Consider the following 16,415-nt stretch of genomic DNA (forward strand, 5'->3'; position numbering starts at 1 on the left):
ACGGCGGCGACAGCGTCAGCAGCCGCGCATGCACCGGGCAGTCCTCGGCGTGCGCACCGGGCAGGTAGCCCAGGCTCATCAGGAATTCGCCGGTGATCTCGCCGCCGGTGAAGCGGAACGTCTTCTTGAACAGCTTCACCCAGTCGGCCTTGCTGCGCGGATGGTGCGCGTCCAGCCACGCCGCGAAGCTGCCGTGGCTGGCCCGCAGCTGCTGGATCACCTGTGCGTTGTGGATCGCCGCCAGCACCTTCAGCCGGTTGCGGATGATGCCCGCGTCCGACAGCAGCCGTTCGATGTCCTGCTCGGCGTAGGCTGCAACCCGATCCACATCGAAGCCGTCATAGGCCGCGCGGAAGCCCTCGCGCTTCTTCAGGATGGTCTCCCAGCTGAGGCCGGCCTGGTTGATCTCCAGCACCAGCCGCTCGAACAGCTCGCGCTCGTCACGCTGCGGGAAGCCGTATTCGTTGGCGTGGTAGTAGTCGTGCACCGGATGGCCCGGGGCGATGAGGCAGTAACCGCTCATGGAGAAGACTCGTTGGATTCGGGTTCGGGATCGATGGCCACCGCGGGGCGCCCGCCGATGGACAGCATCGGCCAGCGCGGTGGCACAAGCGTGAGTTTGCCGTCACGCAGGGCTTGGTTGATCGCCTCGGCCTGGCCGCTGACGGTGCCGAACAGCGAACCGGCCCGGCGCCACTGGCCATCCCCGCCACGTGCGTACAGCACGCAGTCCGGCCCACGGTGGGTGTACAGCTCACACAGCAGCACCTCGGTGCTGCCGTCGCCATCCAGGTCGCGATGCACGATCAGGCAGTCGCGCTCGCTCTGGGCGCAGGATTCGCCATTGATCGCGCGGGTGGCCAGTGCCTGCCACCAATCGTCCGGTGGCGAGCTGGATCCCTTGGCCAGCTTCAGCGCGCGCTGCAGGGCGGCGACGTCCTGCAGACCCTTGTCCAGGCGCTGTCCATCGTCCCAGCGCGAGGTACGTGCCAGCGCGGCAGCGATCACCTGTGGCGCGTTGGCATCGGCGGTGATGGCCGGATCACGCTGCAGCTCGCGCAGCGCCTGCACGCCACGGCGCCCAAGATCGAAGCGCAGCACGTTGACGTCACTGCTGGTGATCGCTGGCGGGTCCGCACGCAGGCGCGCCAACTGGCTGGACAGGGTCAGCCGCACCGGGTCCAGCAGCGGCGAGTTGCCCAGCAAGGCCAATGCCAGCACCACCCAGCACATCCAGCGGTTGACCGGTTCCAGTGTCTGCAACCAGCGGGGCTGCCGGCGCAGCACCGCCAGTGCATAGCCCACGGCATAGCCAGCCACGGCCAGCGCGATCAGCACCGCCCAGAAGCGGTCCAGGGTCCAGCCGTACTGCACCACGCGCAGGCCCAGTGCATACAGCGCCAGCACCGCATAGACCGGCAGCGCCAGCAGACTGGCCTCGACCAGCCGGCGCAGCACGACGGGGTAGGGCGCGGTGTCGTCGCCTTGCTGGTAGACCGCATTGGTGAATGACACCAGCAGCAGCGACAGCACCAGCAGCAGGCTGGCGGCCGAGCGGGTCTTCCACAGCGGCTCCAGCCCGGTCAGCGGCAGGCTCAGCACGAACAGCACGGCGATGAACGAGAGCAGCGGCAGCAGCCCGCGGCAGATCGCGAACAGCACCTGGCGGGTGATCTGGATCGCGCGGTGCTGGGTGCGCCCGATCAGCACGCCGAACCCGGCCAGGCTGCCGGTGGCCAGCGCGATGAACGCGTCCTGCCGGAACAGGTCGCGGAAGATGGTCACGTCGAGCAGCTGGAACAGCGCCGCCCACAGCCACAACAGCAGCCAGGTCAGCCCGGTGAACAGCGCCGCCAGGGCCAGGGTCAGGCCGTTCTGCCAGGCGCGCTCGAACAGCTCCGGATAGCTGGCGCGCCAATGCCCGTGCTGCAGCTGGAACTGCCACCAGGGCAGGGCCACGAACACTGCTACGGCCATGCCCACGGTCAGCGGGAACTGCAGCGCGCCCGATTCCAGTGCGGTCTCGCCGTTGAGGTTCCAGCCGATCCAGGCGGCCAGCGCCAGCACCACCGCCGAGCCGAGCGCGGCCTGCAGCCACAGGCGGCGCTGGCCCAGCTCGACCAGGCTCAGCGCCACCGCGCTGGGAATGGCCAGCACCCAGGCATACCAGCAGTAGCGCCAGCCGATATCGCGGAACGGCCACGCATCGGACAGCTCCTGCGCGGCATACAGCATCAGGCCCTGCAGCAGCGCGATCAGGACGATGGCGCTGCGTGCCGGCAGGGTCAGGGGCGATGAAGACTGCATCGACGACCTTCCATGGCAAAGCACCATCGTAGCCCATCGCGGTTCGGCGCCATCGCGCGACCATCCCGCCCCCAGCAGGTAGAATGGGCCCATGCCTGTTACGCCGACTTCCCTTGCCGATCACCTGCTCGTCGCGCTGCCGTCGCTGCTCGACGCGACCTTTGCCCGCAGCGTCGCGCTGATCTGCCAGCACGACGAGAACGGGGCGATGGGCGTGCTGGTCAACCAGCCTTCCGAGTACACGCTGGGGGAAGTGCTGGCTCAGATGGACATCACCACCGGTGATGGCGACCTGCAGGCGCGCATGGTGCTCAACGGCGGCCCGGTGCATCCCGAGCGCGGCTTCGTCATCCATGACGACGCGCGGGCGTGGGATTCCAGCCTGACCGTGGGCGAAGGCCTGTACCTGACCACCTCGCGCGACATCCTCGAAGCGATGGCGCGCGGCGAAGGCCCGGCCAATGCCGTGGTCACGCTGGGCTGTGCGGGCTGGGGCGCGGGGCAGCTGGAAAGCGAGCTGTCCGAGAACAGCTGGCTGACCGTACCGGCCGACGCCGAGCTGGTGTTCCAGCTGCCGCTGGAGCAGCGTTGGCAGGGTGCAGCCTCGCGTATCGGTGTGGACCTGTTCCGGCTGACCGACTACAGCGGCCATGTCTGAGCCCATCACGCCCGCGCCGGATTCTGCTGCCCCGGCAATCCGCCGTGATGGCACCGTTCTGGGGTTCGATGTCGGCTCGCGCCGCATCGGCGTGGCCATCGGCAGTGCCTTCGCTGCGCATGCGCGCGCGGTGGCGGTGGTCGATGTGCATGGCAACGGCCCGGACTGGACCGCGATCGAACGCCTGCTCAAGGAATGGAAGCCCGACGGCCTGGTGGTCGGCGACCCGCTGACCCTGGACGGCCAGGACCAGCCCAACCGCAAGCGCGCGCAGGGCTTTGCCCGCCAGCTGCGGGAACGTTTCAAGCTGCCGGTGGTGATGATCGACGAGCGTTCCAGCTCGGTCGAGGCCGCCCGCCGCTTCGCCGTCGAGCGCGCCGAAGGGCGCAAGCGCCGCCGTGATGCGGCCGCCCTCGATGCCGTTGCCGCGGCGGTGATCATTGACCGTTGGCTGTCGTCGCCGGACGACGCCACCCCCATTCCCTGACTGCCCGACACCGCCATGACCGCCCAGCAACTCGATGCCTCCGGCCGCCTGCGCCACCTGCTGACCCTCGAAGGCCTTCCGCGCGACACCCTGCTGCAGCTGCTTGACCGCGCCGGCCAGATCCGCGATGCCGCGGTCGGTCGTGTCGGCAACAAGCGCCAGGTGCTGGCCGGCTCAGCGGTGTGCACGCTGTTCTTCGAACCGTCCACGCGCACCCGCAGCTCGTTCCAGCTGGCCGCGCAGCGCCTGGGCGCCGACGTACTGAACTTCGATGCATCGACCTCGTCCACGCGCAAGGGCGAAACCGCCTGCGACACGCTGCGCAACCTGGAGGCGATGGGCGTGCGCGGCTTCGTGGTGCGCCACCCCGATGATGGCGCCGTGGCCGCACTGGCCGAGGCAGCGGGTGAGGGCACTGCACTGATCAACGCCGGTGACGGGCGCAGCGCGCACCCGACCCAGGGCCTGCTGGACATGCTGACCCTGCGCCAGGCCAAGGGCCCGGATTTCTCGAAGATGAAAGTGGTGATCGTTGGCGACGTGAAGCACTCGCGCGTGGCCCGCACCGACCTGCATGCGCTGCGTACGCTCGGCGTGGGCGAGATCCGCGTGTGCGGCCCGCAGTCGCTGCTGCCGGACGACGAGACCCTGAAAGGCTGCGTGGTCGGTGATGATTTCGACGCGATGCTGGAAGGCGTCGACGCGCTGATGATGCTGCGCCTGCAGCGCGAGCGCATGGAAGAAGGCCTGGTGCCGTCACTGGAGCAGTACCACGCGCAGTACGGCCTGACCAACGAACGCCTGGCCCGCGCCGGCAAGGATGCAGCCGTGCTGCATCCAGGCCCGATCAACCGCGGCGTGGAAGTGACCGACGAGGTGGCCGACGGCCCGCAGTCGTGGGTGCTGCGCCAGGTCGCCAACGGCGTCGCCGTGCGCATGGCCGTGCTGGAAACGCTGCTGGGCTGACCACTTTGGTGGGTGCCAACCTTGGTTGGTACTGCTGTTGTGGTGGGTGCCAACCTTGGTTGGCACACTCACCGCTCCGCTTGTCCGCGCACCGCTTTGGTAGATGCCAACCTTGGTTGGCACTATCCACCGGAGCTCATGTCATCGGGTAGATCACATGATGCCCCAAGCTCCCATTCGCACCATGCATGGGGATATTGCCCCAACCGCGACGTCAGCCCGGCCCTGATCGGATTTCCCATCAGGTACATCGCATGTCGGTGCAACGATTCGTCCGAGCGGATCGCATGATCGTGATAGCAGGCCTGCCAGAAGCGCCCGACTCGCCCCAGCAGCCGGTTTGCCTGCTGGGCTGTGCGCGACTTGAAACGCTTCATGACGGTTTCCAGTGACCCGGCGCGCAGTTCAACCAGCCAGTGAATGTGGTCGGGCATGACCACGTAGGCAATCGAGCGGGTGAAGCCTTCCTGATCAAGTCGCTGGAATTCGCGCACTGCCAAGGCGACCACTGCGGCGTTGGTGAAGAGCGGTGCGCGGTCATGGACGACTGTGGTGAGGATATAGCTGAGGCCGACGCTGGAGCGACGACCGAGCAGGAGACGTGTGTTCTGCATGGAGCAAGCATGGATGGGCCTGCTTCCAGTGAACATCGGGGAGTGGCTTGGTTTCAGGTAGGCCAGTGCCAACCAAGGTTGGCAACTACCAGAGCAGTCAATGCCAACCAAGGTTGGCAACTACCAGAGCAGTCAATGCCAACCAAGGTTGGCAACTACCAGAGCAGTCAATGCCAACCAAGGTTGGCAACTACCGGAGCAGTCAATGCCAACCAAGGTTGGCAACTACCAGAGCAGTCAATGCCAACCAAGGTTGGCAACTACCAGAGCAGTCAGTGCCAACCAAGGTTGGCAACTACCAGAGCAGTCAGTGCCAACCCAGGTTGGCAGCTACGAGAAACTGCGGTTCAGCGCTTCTGCGCGAACAGCCACGCCCACATTGCCGGGTCGGCGTAGGTAGCGTCCCAGGCATTGTGATTGCCTTCCGGGTACTCGGTGTAGCGCACGTCGCGTGCAGCGGCGCTCTGGAATGCGCTGTGCAGCCTGCGGTCGTCATCCGGTGGCACCACGTCGTCCAGCGCGCCGTGGAAGATCCAGACCGGCGTGTGCTGCAGGCGTTGCGCGATCACGGCATACGGATCGGTTTCCTGGGCGACCTGCTCGACGAACAGGGTCGGGCGCTTTGCGCGTGGTGCCAGCACGGCACCGCACACGGGGACGATCGCGGCGAAGCGGCGCGGGTCATCCAGGGCGATGTTCCAGCTGCCGTAGCCGCCCATCGACATGCCGGTCAGGTACTGCCGTGCCGGGTCGGCGCCGAACTCGGCGATCGTCGCGTCCAGCGCGGCAACGGCCGCACGGTTGTTGCGGCCGCTCCATTCCTCATGGCCCGGTACCTGTGGAAACACCACCAGGGCAGGGAAGTCGGGATGCTCGCGCAGATAAGGCCCCAGCCCGGCGTGGGTCTGCTTGATGCCATCGGCGCCGCGCTCGCCCGAACCGTGCAGGAACAGGATGACCGGGACGTTGGAGGTTGCGGGCGTCTGCCCACCAGGGCTGTGGGCCTGCAGGCCCGCGGGAATGAACACCTGGTAGTAAGCCGTGTGCCCGTCCACCTTCACCGCACGTGCTTCGAAGCGGCCACGCGCGCTGTCCGGCAGCGAAGTGCAACCGCTCATCATCAGAAGGGCCAGCAATGGCAGCCAGCGCGACAGCAGACGGACCATGGGGTTTTCCGAAGCGGCGAGAACGCCTGCATCGTAGTCCGCCAACGTCGGCCCGGCATCATGCGCTGCGTCACTCCGGGCGCGGGAAGCTGGCGATGATGTCCAGCTGCTCCTGTGCCTCGGCATTGCCTTCGGCGGCTGCAGCCTGCACCTGCGCCATATCCGGGTGCAGCACCACCAGCAGCGGGTTCTCGCAGACCGGGCAGTCGTACTCGGTGGCGTCCTCGTCCAGCTCCATCTCCATGGCACGCGAGCTGCCCTTCCATTCGCAGGCCGGGCAGGTGTGCTGCTGGTCGCGCCAGCCGGGCTGGAAGTAGTTTTCTATCGTTGTTGCCATGGGTGTTCCCGTTGAGTGGGGTCCGAGCCCCGCTTGGCGGGCCCCGATCCTTGATGCGGTCAGTGCAGCAGCACCAGGGTGGCCAGGCCGAGGAAGGTGAAGAAGCCCATCGAGTCGGTCACGGCGGTCAGGAAGATGCCGCTGGCCAGCGCCGGGTCGAAGCCGAAGCGTTTCAGGGTCAGTGGCACCAGCACGCCGGCCAACGCGGCGAACAGCAGGTTGCAGGTCAGCGCGATGGCGATCACCGCCGACAGTCCGGGTGAATGGAACCAGGCCAATACGATCAGGCCCAGCACCGAACCCAGCATCACGCCGTTCAACAAGGCGACCCGCACTTCCTTCCACAGCAGCGTGCGCGCGTTGGAGGCGCCCACCTGGCCCAGCGCCAGGCCGCGCACCATCAGCGCCAGCACCTGGGTGCCGGCGTTGCCTCCGAGGCCCGCAACGATCGGCATCAGCACCGCCAGCGCCACCAGCTTGTCGATGGTGCCCTCGAAGTGGCCGACCACGCTGGACGCCAGGAATGCCGTGCACAGATTGACCGACAGCCACATCAGGCGGCGGCGCATGGCGCGCCAGACCGGGCTGAAAAGATCTTCGTCCTCGTCCAGGCCGGCGGCGCCCAGCGCCTGGTGCTCGGCCTGTCCACGGATGATGTCGACCACGTCATCGATGGTGATGCGGCCGACCAGGATGTTGTTGTCGTCCACCACCGGCGCGGAGATCCAGTCATGGTCGGAGAACTGGCGGGCGACTTCCTGGTCGCTTTCGCCGACATCGATCGCCGGTTGCTCGTCGTCGATCAGGCGGTTGATCGGGGTGGTGTCCTCGTGGGTCACCAGTGCCGCCAGCGACACCCGGCCGAGGTATTGATGGCGCCGGCTGACCACGAACAGGTGGTCGGTGTGGTCGGGCAGTTCGCCACGCAGGCGCAGGTAGCGCAGCACCACGTCAACGTTGACGTCGGCGCGCACGGTCACCACGTCCGGGTTCATCAGACGGCCGGCGCTGTCCTCGGGGTAGGACAGCACCTGCTCCAGGCGCTCGCGGTTCTCGCGGTCCATCGACTTGAGGACTTCGTCGATGACCGTGTCCGGCAGATCTTCGACCAGGTCGGCCAGATCGTCGATGTCCAGGTCTTCGACCGCGGCGATGATCTCGTCCGGGTCCATGTCGGCGAGCAGGCTCTCGCGCACGTCGTCGCCGACGTGGACCAGCACCTCACCGTCATCTTCCGGATCGACCAGGCCCCAGACCACCTCGCGCTTGCCCGGCGGCAGCGATTCGAGCAGGTTGCCGATCTCGGCCGGGGCCAGGGTGTTGACCAGGCGGCGCACCGGGCCCAGCCGACCGCTGTCCAGTGCGTCGGACAGCATCCGCAGTTGGCGCGCAGTCTTGTCGTGGCGTACAGCTTCAGCCATCGCAGCTCCCGCGGGATAAGAAAAGCCGCGATCCCGGCAAGGATGCGGCAACAGGGGTGTTCAGCGCGTCATTATCGCAAGGGGATGTTTCAACGCATAGCCGCCGGGCGGTGGTAGTGCCGGCCTCTGGCCGGCAAGCGGCCCCATCGAAGGCCATGAGGTTGCCGGCCAGCGGCCGGCACTACCCTTGGCGCTCAGGGCGTATCCGCCACCAGCGCCAGCCAGCGCTCGATCGCGCGGCGGTCGCGTGCGGCCAGCAGCTTCGGAGCGCGCGCGCGCAGCGCGGCCAGGTCGGCCTCGCGGATCGCGCGGCGCACCTCCAGCAGTGTGCCGGGGTGCAGGCTGAATTCGCTCAGGCCCAGCGCCAGCAGCAGCGGAGTCATCCGTGCATCACCGGCCATCTCACCGCAGACCGCCACCGGAATGCGATGCCGCGCGCCGGTCTCGATCACCATCTGCAGCAACCGCAGCACGGCCGGATGCAGCGGCGAATACAGCTCGCCCAGTGCCTCGTTGTTGCGGTCAGCGGCCAGCAGGTACTGCACCAGGTCGTTGGTGCCGATCGACAGGAAGTCGACCAGGTCGATGAAGCTCTCCAGCGCCAACGCCGCAGCGGGCACCTCGATCATCGCCCCCAGCGGCACATGGTCGGACACCATGTGGCCTTCGCTGCGCAGCTGTTCGGTCAGCTTGAGCATGCGCCGGCGCACCGCCAGCAGTTCCTCGCGGGTGCTGACCATCGGCACCAGCACGCGCAGCTTGCCGTAGGCCGAGGCGCGCAGGATCGCGCGCAGCTGGGTGTCGGCCACCTTGGGCCGTGCCAGCGACAGGCGTACGCCGCGCAGTCCCAGGGCCGGGTTTTCTTCGTTGCTCAGGGTCAGGCCGGTGCGGTCGGCCTTGTCCGCGCCCAGATCGAGCGTGCGGATGGTGACCGGTCGCCCGCTCATGCCCAACGCGGCATCGCGGTAGGTCTGGAACTGTTCTTCTTCGTCCGGCAGCTCGTTGCGCTGCAGGAACAGGAATTCGGTGCGGTACAGGCCCAGCCCCTGCGCGCCCAGCGCATGCGCCTGGGTGACGTCCTCCAGCGATTCGGCATTGGCCAGCAGGGCGATGTCGACCTGGTCGCGGGTACGGCTGGGTTTGCTGCGCAGGCGGCCGAGCTCGCGCTGCTCGCGCGCATGTTCTTTCAGGCGCGCGCGGTAGTCGCGCAGGTTGTCGGCCTGCGGGTTGGCGGTGATGCTGCCGTCGGCGCCATCGATGATCAGCACGTCGCCATCGGCGATGCGGCTGAGCAGCTGCGGCACGTTGACGATCAAGGGCAGGTGCAGGCTGCGCGCCAGGATCGCACTGTGCGACAGCGCGCTGCCGGCGGCGGTGACGATGCCGACCACGCCCTGCGCCTGCAACTGGGCAAGCTCGGAGGGCGCGATGTTGTCGCAGACCAGGATTTCACCGGCCAGGCCTTTCATCACCGGCGGCCGTTCGGGCTGCAGGAAGGCGTGGATGCGGCCGATCACATGGTCGAGGTCGTCCATGCGGCTCTTCAGATAGGCATCGTCCATGCCATCGAAGACCTTGGCCAGGCGGTCACGCTGCAGGCGCAACGCATAGCCGGCGCTGTAGGGGCCGCTGCGGATCAGTTCGTCCAGCCCGAACAACAGCTCGGGGTCGTCCAGCAGCAGGGCATGCAGGTCGAGGAACTCGCCCACCTCCTGGTTCAGGGCGCCATGCAGGCGCTGCCGCAGTTCGTGCATTTCCGTGCGCGCGGCATCCACCGCGCGGTGCAGGCGGGCCAGCTCGGCCTCGACCTGATGGGCGGCGACGCGCTGCTCGGCCACTTCCAGCGCATGTGGCAGGCGCACCCGCGCCCGGCCCATCGCCGCGCCACGGGCAGCGCCGTGCCCGGCCAGCAGCTGTACCGGCCGCTGGCCGGAAGGGACCTGGCCGGCGCGCGCGCGTGGCACGCTCAGTTGTCCTCGTCGAAGCGGCGTTCGAACAGGCCGACCACCGCTTCCATCGCGGCGGCTTCGTCCTCGCCGTTGATGCGCACCGTGACCGGGGTGCCCTGGCCGGCGGCTAGCAGCATCACGCCCATGATGCTCTTGGCGTTGATCTCACGGCCCTTGGCGGCCATGGTCACGTTGCAGCGGAACGGCGCCAGGGTCTGCACCAGCTTGGCGGTGGCCCGGGCGTGCAGGCCCAGGCGGTTGCTCACGGTGAGTTCTCGTTCAAGCATCGTCGACTATCGCTCCATTACGGGTACCCGCCGCGGCTGTGGCGGGCAGTTGATCCAGTCCCTGTTCCGGATAATTCATCACCCGCAGCAACATCGGCAGGCTCAGCGCCGACACCCGGCGAACCGGGGTCCCCAGCCGGGCCAGCTGCCCGGCAAGGTTGGCGGGGCTGGCGCCGTACAGGTCGGTCAGGATCAGCACGCCTTCACCACTGTCGACCCGCCGCAGAGCGGCCGAGGCGAGCGGGAGCAGGGCGTCCAGGTCTGCGTCGAACGGTACTTCGAAAGCTTCGGTTTTCAGCGGCAATTGCCGCAGGAGCCGGGTCGCCACGTCTAGCAGGGCGGTCCCGACCCCGGGATGTGTTACGAGGAGAATGCCACAGGTCATTACTGCACGTTAACAGGTCAAGGTGAATTGGCGATAGCAGCAGATGAGGGGCACTGTGTCCCGTATTCAGCGTTGCTCGGGTCGGAGCCCATTTCCGTTGCAAAAGGATCCGACCCCACCCGTTTTTCGATGCCTGACCGGGATTCATCCACGCATGGCGTGGATCTACCGTGTCGACCAAGGTCGACACCTACCAACAGCACACGGAATCTGTCAGAGGTGGGGCGGTGTGGGTCTGCAGGACCGTTGGCGCCATGGATGGCGCCATCGAGCCCCCATGGACGGGTTTACGGCGTGTCCTGCAGACCCACACCGCCCCGCCATCCCACGTAATCCCGCTCTTGCCGTTGACGTGGCCTCTGCGGGTGCCGGGCGCAGCCCGGCCGACCCCCTCAATCCTGTTCGCGGTGGTAGGTCGCCACGTCTTCCCAGCCCATCTCGCGGGCATGCCGCGCCATGCGCTCGGCCAGGAACACCGAACGGTGCTTGCCGCCGGTGCAGCCGAAGGCCACGGTCACATAGCTGCGGGTGCCATCCCCCAGCTTCGGCAGCCAGGTATCGAGGAAATCCATCAGCTGGGTCAGGTAGCGCTGCACGTCCGGCTGCGCTTCCAGGTAGTCGCGCACGCCCGGTTCGCGGCCACTCAGCGCACGCAGATCCGGGTCCCAGTGTGGATTGGGCAGCACCCGCGCATCGAACACGAAGTCAGCCTCGGCCGGCACGCCGCGCTTGTAGGCGAACGATTCGAACAGCAGCGACAGGCCGGTGGCATGGTCCATCGTGAACTCGGTGATGATCCGCCGCCGCAGCTGATGCACGTTGAGATTGCTGGTATCGATCACCGCATCGGCCTCGCGGCGCAGCGGCGCGGTCAATTCACGCTCACGCGCGATCGCTTCGGGCAGCGACAGGCCCAGCTGGCTCAGTGGATGGCGGCGGCGGGTGTCGGCGTAGCGTTTGAGCACGGCCTCGTCGCTGGCCTCGAAGAACAGCACCTTCACTTCCACGCCGGCATCGGTGGCCAGCTGCCGCCAGTCGCCCAGCTGGCTCAGGTCGGCTTGGCCGCGCACGTCGATGCCTACGGCCAGGCGGCGTGGTGCGCTGCCGTCGTGGTTGGCCAGCAGGCTGCGCACGAAGTCGGGCAGCAGATTGATCGGCAGGTTGTCCGAGCAGTAGTAGTCCTGGTCCTCGAAGGTCTTCAGGGCGACGGATTTACCCGAGCCGGACAGGCCGCTGACGATGATCAGGGTCGGGGCGGAGGGGGTGACGGTGCTCATGGACAGGCTCTTCGAAGGACAGGGGAATCAGGGGGTTCGCCGTTCCAGCAGGTTGCTGTGGCGGGCGATGAACATGGCCGCCGGGTCGATGCCCTTGGTGCGCAGGATGTGCAGGCGGGTCGCGGCCTCGGTCAGCACGGCCAGGTTGCGGCCGGGCATCACCGGCAGGGTGATCAGCGGTACATCCAGGTCCAGCACATGGCGGGTGCCCGAGTCGCCGGTCAGGCGCTCGTAGCCATGCGGGGTGGGCTCGGTCATCGGCTTGGTCAGGTGGACGATCAGCCGAAGGTACTTGTTCTTCTTTACAGCCGTGTCGCCGAACATCTCGCGCACGTTCAGCACGCCCAGGCCGCGCACTTCCAGCAGGTCCTGCAGCAGTTCGGGGCAGGTGCCATCGAGCACGTCGGGCGCGATCTGGGTGAATTCGGGCGCATCATCGGCGACCAGGCGGTGGCCGCGGCTGAGCAGTTCCAGCGCCAGCTCGCTCTTGCCCGATCCGGCCTCACCGGTGATCAGCACGCCGATGGAGTAGATCTCCATGAACACGCCATGCAGGATCACCCGCGGCGCCAGCGTACGCGCCAGGTGGTAGGACAGATGGTTGAGCAGTTCGTGGCCGCGCTTGGGCGACAGCCACAGCGGCGTGCCGGATTCGTCAGCAGCGGCGCGCAGGTCTTCCGGGCAGGCCTGGTTGCGGGTCAGCACCAGCGCCAGCGGGTGCGACTGCATGATCTTTTCGATGGTCTCCCAACGCTGGCGCGGTTCCAGTGCATCCAGCCAGGACAGTTCCTCGGTACCCAGGATCTGCACCTTGTTGGGGTAGATCGCATTGAGGTAGCCGGCCAGCGACGGACGCCGCGAGACCGTGTTGCCGGCCTCCAGCTCGCGCTTCTCGCCGGACTTGCCGGCAGCCCAGCGCAGCCCCAGCCGCTCGCGCTGCTGTTCGAACAGTTCACGGGCGGTGATGCTGGTATTCATGCGGCACTCGCAGGTGGGGTCATGTCCAGCGCCTCGCGCAGCGCCCGGGCATCGCCCGCTTCGCGCAGGGCCTGGCGGATGTCGGGCGCCGAAAACAGCTCGGCCAGCTCGGACAGCAGCATCAGGTGCTGGTGGGTGTAGTGGGCGGGGACGGCCATGGCGAACACCAGGTCCACCGGCTCGTCGCCACCGAAGTCGACCGGGGTGGCCAACCGCAGCAGGGCGCCGCGGGGGCGGTCCAGGGTTGGCGCGCGGCCGTGGGGAATGGCGATACCGTGACCGATCGCGGTGCTGCCCAGCGCTTCGCGCTGGCACAGGTTCAGATAGATCTGTTCGGCGTTGGCCTGGCGGCAGGCCAGCAACCCGGCGGCGGCCTGCAGGACGCTGTCGCGGTCGGTGGCCGTGCAGAGCTGGGTCTGCACGGCCGCCAGGAGGTCAGTCAGGGGCATGTCTGCGGGGAACGGTGGCGATCAGCCACCATTGTCGCCCACCGGCAGCGGTGCGTGCTGCTGTTTTTTCTCCTTGTGCTTGATCACCAGACGGTCAAGCTTGTCCGCAAGCAGGTCGATCGCGGCATACATGGTCTGGGCATTGGCCTCGGCGTGCAGGGTCTGGCCGGGAATGTTGAGGCTGGCGTCGACGTGGTGTTCGGTCTTCTGCAGCTTGAGGGTCACCCGCGCTTCGCAGTGCTGGTCGAAGTGTTTGCCGATCCGAGCCAGCTTCTCCTCTACATAGGACTGCAGGGCCGGGGTGACTTCGACATCTTTGCCAAACGTTTCGATGCGCATCGGGTTTCTCCTGTGTTCGGATGTGCCAATGAACCTCTCCGCCGGGCGCGGCGGCGCGTCAAGCGATTCTGACCCTTTCGTGCGAGGCGGAAATGTTCATGGCTTCACGATACTTCGCCACGGTGCGTCGCGCTACTGGAATTCCCGACGATTTGAGCAGGTCAGCCAGCTTGGCGTCAGAAAGCGGCTTGCGCGGGTTCTCGTCGTCGATCAGGCGCCGGATCATCGCCTGGATGGCCGTGCTGGACGCCTCGCCACCGCCCTCGGTATCGATGCCCGAGGCGAAGAAGGCGCGCAGCGGCAGGGTGCCGCGCGGGGTACGCACGTGCTTGCGGGCGATCGCGCGCGAGACCGTGGATTCGTGCAGGCCGAGCTCGGTGGCGATCTCGCGCAGGGTCAGTGGACGCAGCGCCTGCTCGCCGAATTCGAGGAAGCCGGCCTGCTGCAGGATCAGGCTGCGTACCACCCGCAGCAGGGTTTCGCCACGCTGCTGCAGCCCTTTCAGCAGCCAGCGCGCTTCCTGCAGCTGGGCACGCAGGTAGCCGGCATCGGCGTCGCCACAACGTCGGATCAGCTGTTCGTAGCCGCGGTGGATCACCACCTTCGGCCCGGCATGCGCGGCCAGCGCTGCGCGCCATACGCCGTTCTGCCGCCACACCACCACATCCGGCACCACGTAGGTGTCCTGCGACAGCGGTGCGATCTGCGTGCCCGGGCGCGGGTCCAGCGAGCGCAGCAGGGTGACTGCGGTCTCGACCTCGTCCAGGGGCTGTTTCAGTTCATGGGCCAGCCCGGCGACGCCGCTGCGCGGCAGCCGTTCCAGCGGGCCTGCGGCAATCTGTCGCGCCAGCACCAGGCCGGGCGTGTCACCGGCCAGCACATCCAGCTGCAGCAGCAGGCATTCGCCCAGCGTGCGTGCAGCCACACCGACCGGATCGAAACGCTGGATGCGATGCAGCACGGCGAGGATCTCGTCCTCGTCGGCGTGGATCGCCGGCAACAGGGTTTCGGCGATGGTGGCCAGCGGCTCGCGCAGGTAACCGTCGTCGTCCAGCGCATCGATCAGTGCGGCACCGATACTGCGATCACGCGAGGACAGATGCGACAGATGCAGCTGCCACAGCAGATGGTCGGCCAGTGTTTCGGTTTCGGCTACGCGCTCGGCGGCGCTGCCGGTGTCGTCGTCATCGTCGAAGCTGCCGCCGCTGCCGGCCGCGCTCCAGTCCAGTTCGGCCGGTGCCCAGTCGTCACCGGCATCGGTACGTTCTGCCGGGGCGTCACCGTCGTTGCCATCGCTGCCTTCGTTGCCGGCGCTGCTGCTGTCGCTGCTGTCGGCCCAGTCCAGCAGCGGATTGCTTTCCACCGCCTGGGCGATCTCCAGCTCCAGCTCGGTGGTGGACATCTGCAGCAGCTTGATCGCCTGCTGCAACTGGGGCGTGAGCACCAGCTGCTGTCCCAACGATGTCTGCAGCCGAGTCTTCATGCCTGTGCCGAAAGGAAGGAGAGGGACCCGGCGCTTGCCGTCACAGCTTGAAGGAATCCCCAAGGTAGACGCGACGCACGTCGGCATTGTCCAGGATCGCTTCCGGCGAGCCCTGGGCCAGCACGCTGCCCTCAGCGAGAATATACGCGCGGTCGCAGATTCCCAAGGTCTCGCGCACGTTGTGGTCAGTGATCAGCACGCCGATGCCACGCTGCTTGAGATGGGTGACGATGCGCTGGATCTCGCCGACGGAAATCGGGTCGACGCCGGCGAACGGTTCGTCGAGCAGGATCAGGCGCGGCTGCGCGGCCAAGGCACGGGCGATCTCGCAGCGGCGACGTTCGCCACCGGACAGGCTGGCGCCGAGCTGGTCGGCGACGTGGCCCAGCTGCAGTTCGTCGAGCAGGCTGTTCAATTCACGCTCGCGGCCAGCCGAATCCAGGTCTTCGCGCAGCTCCAGTACCAGGCGGAGGTTGTCGGCCACGGTCAGCTTGCGGAACACCGACGGCTCCTGCGGCAGGTAACCCACGCCCTGCTTGGCCCGGGTATACATCGGGTCGCCGGTGATGTCCTTGCCGTCGAGCACGATGCTGCCAGCATCGGCGGCAACCAGGCCGACGATCATGTAGAAGCAGGTGGTCTTGCCGGCGCCGTTGGGGCCGAGCAGGCCGACCACTTCACCGGCGTCGAGGGTCAGCCCGAAGTCCTTGACGACTTCGCGTTGCTTGTACTTCTTGCGCAGGCCCTTGGCGACGAGCATTACTTCCTGCTCCCGGCCGGCTGTGCCGGCGTGGTGGCCTTGGGCTGTGCCGCAGGTGCGGCCGGGGTCTTGTTCTTCGGCGGGATGACGGTGCGCACGCGGCTGCCGTCGCCACCGGAGTTCATTTCGCCGGTGCGGGTGTTGTAGATCATGCGCTGGCCGGCATTGGTGCCGCGCGCGCTGGTGACCTTGTAGTTGCCGGTCAGGGTGATGATCTCGGTCTTGATGTCGTAGTCGATGCGATCGGCCAGCGCGTCCATCCAGGTGCCATCATCGAGCTGCTGCTTCATCTTGGCCTGCTTGCCGGTGAACACCACACGCACCGCTTCGCCGTCCTTGAGGTAGATCTCGGCCTCGGACGAGCGCAGGTCCAGCGTGCCCTGGGTGATGATCACGCCCTGCGACAGCACGGTCTTGCCGTCGCCGGTGAGCGTGCCCGACTGGGCGCCGGAATCGATGTGCATGTCTTCGTTGCGGTCGGTGGACTTGGCGAAGGCGGCGCTGGGGACAAGAAGACCGAGCGCGAGTACGGCGGCAAAGGGAATCTTCATC

Annotated in this window: 19 protein-coding genes; 3 read left to right on the forward strand and 16 right to left on the reverse strand. The window is 67.2% G+C overall.

All coding sequences use genetic code 11. The features are described from left to right. Together N7573_RS21140 and N7573_RS21145 are read right to left on the reverse strand one after the other, a co-directional pair. The coding region (locus N7573_RS21140) for a DNA-3-methyladenine glycosylase I (RefSeq protein WP_279943276.1) at nt 1-523 on the reverse strand (523 nt) is incomplete at its 3' end. Then, complete coding sequence (locus tag N7573_RS21145) at nt 520-2,307, reverse strand: DUF4153 domain-containing protein (protein ID WP_279913710.1); 1,788 nt, start codon at nt 2,305-2,307, stop codon at nt 520-522. The genes N7573_RS21140 and N7573_RS21145, both read right to left, overlap by 4 nt. 91 nt (nt 2,308-2,398) lie before the next feature. On the opposite strand from N7573_RS21145, the gene N7573_RS21150 reads away from it, so the two are divergent. From N7573_RS21150 to N7573_RS21160, 3 genes are read left to right on the forward strand one after another with little or no spacing between them, the layout of a single operon-like run. Next, nucleotides 2,399-2,965, forward strand: a complete 567-nt coding sequence (locus N7573_RS21150) for a YqgE/AlgH family protein (protein ID WP_014036231.1) — start codon at nt 2,399-2,401, stop codon at nt 2,963-2,965. After that, nucleotides 2,958-3,452, forward strand: coding sequence for a Holliday junction resolvase RuvX (gene ruvX, locus N7573_RS21155; RefSeq protein ID WP_005408378.1), 495 nt, complete (start codon nt 2,958-2,960; stop codon nt 3,450-3,452). The genes N7573_RS21150 and ruvX overlap by 8 nt, the downstream gene beginning before the upstream one ends. 15 nt (nt 3,453-3,467) lie before the next feature. Continuing rightward, complete coding sequence (locus N7573_RS21160; protein ID WP_279913709.1) at nt 3,468-4,418, forward strand: aspartate carbamoyltransferase catalytic subunit; 951 nt, start codon at nt 3,468-3,470, stop codon at nt 4,416-4,418. A 122-nt stretch (nt 4,419-4,540) separates the two neighbouring features. On the opposite strand, the gene N7573_RS21165 is transcribed toward N7573_RS21160, so the two are convergent. The 14 genes from N7573_RS21165 to lptA all read right to left on the reverse strand — a co-directional run bounded on the left by N7573_RS21165 (nt 4,541) and on the right by lptA (nt 16,414). Continuing rightward, nucleotides 4,541-5,032 (reverse strand): transposase, encoded by a 492-nt coding sequence (locus N7573_RS21165; RefSeq protein WP_279913708.1) that lies wholly within the window; start codon nt 5,030-5,032, stop codon nt 4,541-4,543. 347 nt (nt 5,033-5,379) lie between these two features. Continuing rightward, entirely contained in the window at nt 5,380-6,198 is an 819-nt protein-coding gene (locus N7573_RS21170) for a prolyl oligopeptidase family serine peptidase (protein ID WP_279913707.1), read from the reverse strand. Nucleotides 6,199-6,268: 70 nt separating this feature from the next. Then, nucleotides 6,269-6,535: a hypothetical protein gene (locus N7573_RS21175; RefSeq protein WP_279913706.1), complete on the reverse strand. Its 267-nt coding sequence runs from the start codon at nt 6,533-6,535 to the stop codon at nt 6,269-6,271. A 59-nt stretch (nt 6,536-6,594) separates the two neighbouring features. After that, the gene (gene mgtE, locus N7573_RS21180; protein WP_010483662.1) at nt 6,595-7,956 is read right to left on the reverse strand and encodes a magnesium transporter; all 1,362 of its coding nucleotides are present in this window, start codon (nt 7,954-7,956) and stop codon (nt 6,595-6,597) included. Nucleotides 7,957-8,150: 194 nt separating this feature from the next. Then, entirely contained in the window at nt 8,151-9,920 is a 1,770-nt protein-coding gene (gene ptsP / locus N7573_RS21185; protein ID WP_100437450.1) for a phosphoenolpyruvate--protein phosphotransferase, read from the reverse strand. Between the two features lie 2 nt (nt 9,921-9,922). Continuing rightward, on the reverse strand, nt 9,923-10,192 hold the full coding sequence (locus tag N7573_RS21190) for an HPr family phosphocarrier protein (protein WP_046983647.1): 270 nt from the start codon (nt 10,190-10,192) through the stop codon (nt 9,923-9,925). After that, complete coding sequence (locus N7573_RS21195) at nt 10,185-10,577, reverse strand: PTS fructose subfamily transporter subunit IIA (protein ID WP_014036239.1); 393 nt, start codon at nt 10,575-10,577, stop codon at nt 10,185-10,187. Before N7573_RS21195 ends, N7573_RS21190 begins: the two co-directional genes overlap by 8 nt. A gap of 392 nt (nt 10,578-10,969) precedes the next feature. Next, nucleotides 10,970-11,854, reverse strand: a complete 885-nt coding sequence (gene rapZ, locus N7573_RS21200; protein ID WP_049400686.1) for an RNase adapter RapZ — start codon at nt 11,852-11,854, stop codon at nt 10,970-10,972. 27 nt (nt 11,855-11,881) lie between these two features. After that, nucleotides 11,882-12,832, reverse strand: a complete 951-nt coding sequence (hprK, locus tag N7573_RS21205) for an HPr(Ser) kinase/phosphatase (protein ID WP_005408388.1) — start codon at nt 12,830-12,832, stop codon at nt 11,882-11,884. Then, the gene (locus tag N7573_RS21210; protein ID WP_032130191.1) at nt 12,829-13,281 is read right to left on the reverse strand and encodes a PTS sugar transporter subunit IIA; all 453 of its coding nucleotides are present in this window, start codon (nt 13,279-13,281) and stop codon (nt 12,829-12,831) included. Before N7573_RS21210 ends, hprK begins: the two co-directional genes overlap by 4 nt. 21 nt (nt 13,282-13,302) lie before the next feature. Continuing rightward, nucleotides 13,303-13,620 carry a ribosome-associated translation inhibitor RaiA gene (raiA, locus tag N7573_RS21215; RefSeq protein WP_004147311.1) on the reverse strand — a complete coding sequence of 106 codons (318 nt, stop codon included), beginning with the start codon at nt 13,618-13,620 and terminating at the stop codon, nt 13,303-13,305. Between the two features lie 58 nt (nt 13,621-13,678). Next, nucleotides 13,679-15,103, reverse strand: coding sequence for an RNA polymerase factor sigma-54 (locus N7573_RS21220; RefSeq protein ID WP_279913695.1), 1,425 nt, complete (start codon nt 15,101-15,103; stop codon nt 13,679-13,681). A 40-nt stretch (nt 15,104-15,143) separates the two neighbouring features. Next, complete coding sequence (gene lptB, locus N7573_RS21225; RefSeq protein ID WP_032130193.1) at nt 15,144-15,863, reverse strand: LPS export ABC transporter ATP-binding protein; 720 nt, start codon at nt 15,861-15,863, stop codon at nt 15,144-15,146. Beyond that, on the reverse strand, nt 15,863-16,414 hold the full coding sequence (gene lptA / locus N7573_RS21230; RefSeq protein WP_071228063.1) for a lipopolysaccharide transport periplasmic protein LptA: 552 nt from the start codon (nt 16,412-16,414) through the stop codon (nt 15,863-15,865). Before lptA ends, lptB begins: the two co-directional genes overlap by 1 nt. Between the last annotated feature and the right edge of the window lies 1 nt (nt 16,415).

The sequence above is a fragment of the Stenotrophomonas sp. GD04054 genome (genome assembly GCF_029836955.1).
Classification (GTDB): Bacteria; Pseudomonadota; Gammaproteobacteria; order Xanthomonadales; family Xanthomonadaceae; genus Stenotrophomonas; species Stenotrophomonas maltophilia_A.

Excerpts from the sequence above, each read along its gene's own strand:
- N7573_RS21145 (WP_279913710.1), bottom strand. The coding sequence starts at position 2,307 with ATGCAGTCTTCATCGCCCCTGACCCTGCCGGCACGCAGCGCCATCGTC.
- N7573_RS21150 (WP_014036231.1), top strand. The coding sequence starts at position 2,399 with ATGCCTGTTACGCCGACTTCCCTTGCCGATCACCTGCTCGTCGCGCTG.
- ruvX (WP_005408378.1), top strand. The coding sequence starts at position 2,958 with ATGTCTGAGCCCATCACGCCCGCGCCGGATTCTGCTGCCCCGGCAATC.
- N7573_RS21160 (WP_279913709.1), top strand. The coding sequence starts at position 3,468 with ATGACCGCCCAGCAACTCGATGCCTCCGGCCGCCTGCGCCACCTGCTG.
- N7573_RS21165 (WP_279913708.1), bottom strand. The coding sequence starts at position 5,032 with ATGCAGAACACACGTCTCCTGCTCGGTCGTCGCTCCAGCGTCGGCCTC.
- N7573_RS21170 (WP_279913707.1), bottom strand. The coding sequence starts at position 6,198 with ATGGTCCGTCTGCTGTCGCGCTGGCTGCCATTGCTGGCCCTTCTGATG.
- N7573_RS21175 (WP_279913706.1), bottom strand. The coding sequence starts at position 6,535 with ATGGCAACAACGATAGAAAACTACTTCCAGCCCGGCTGGCGCGACCAG.
- mgtE (WP_010483662.1), bottom strand. The coding sequence starts at position 7,956 with ATGGCTGAAGCTGTACGCCACGACAAGACTGCGCGCCAACTGCGGATG.
- N7573_RS21190 (WP_046983647.1), bottom strand. The coding sequence starts at position 10,192 with ATGCTTGAACGAGAACTCACCGTGAGCAACCGCCTGGGCCTGCACGCC.
- N7573_RS21195 (WP_014036239.1), bottom strand. The coding sequence starts at position 10,577 with ATGACCTGTGGCATTCTCCTCGTAACACATCCCGGGGTCGGGACCGCC.
- rapZ (WP_049400686.1), bottom strand. The coding sequence starts at position 11,854 with ATGAGCACCGTCACCCCCTCCGCCCCGACCCTGATCATCGTCAGCGGC.
- hprK (WP_005408388.1), bottom strand. The coding sequence starts at position 12,832 with ATGAATACCAGCATCACCGCCCGTGAACTGTTCGAACAGCAGCGCGAG.
- N7573_RS21210 (WP_032130191.1), bottom strand. The coding sequence starts at position 13,281 with ATGCCCCTGACTGACCTCCTGGCGGCCGTGCAGACCCAGCTCTGCACG.
- raiA (WP_004147311.1), bottom strand. The coding sequence starts at position 13,620 with ATGCGCATCGAAACGTTTGGCAAAGATGTCGAAGTCACCCCGGCCCTG.
- N7573_RS21220 (WP_279913695.1), bottom strand. The coding sequence starts at position 15,103 with ATGAAGACTCGGCTGCAGACATCGTTGGGACAGCAGCTGGTGCTCACG.
- lptB (WP_032130193.1), bottom strand. The coding sequence starts at position 15,863 with ATGCTCGTCGCCAAGGGCCTGCGCAAGAAGTACAAGCAACGCGAAGTC.
- lptA (WP_071228063.1), bottom strand. The coding sequence starts at position 16,414 with ATGAAGATTCCCTTTGCCGCCGTACTCGCGCTCGGTCTTCTTGTCCCC.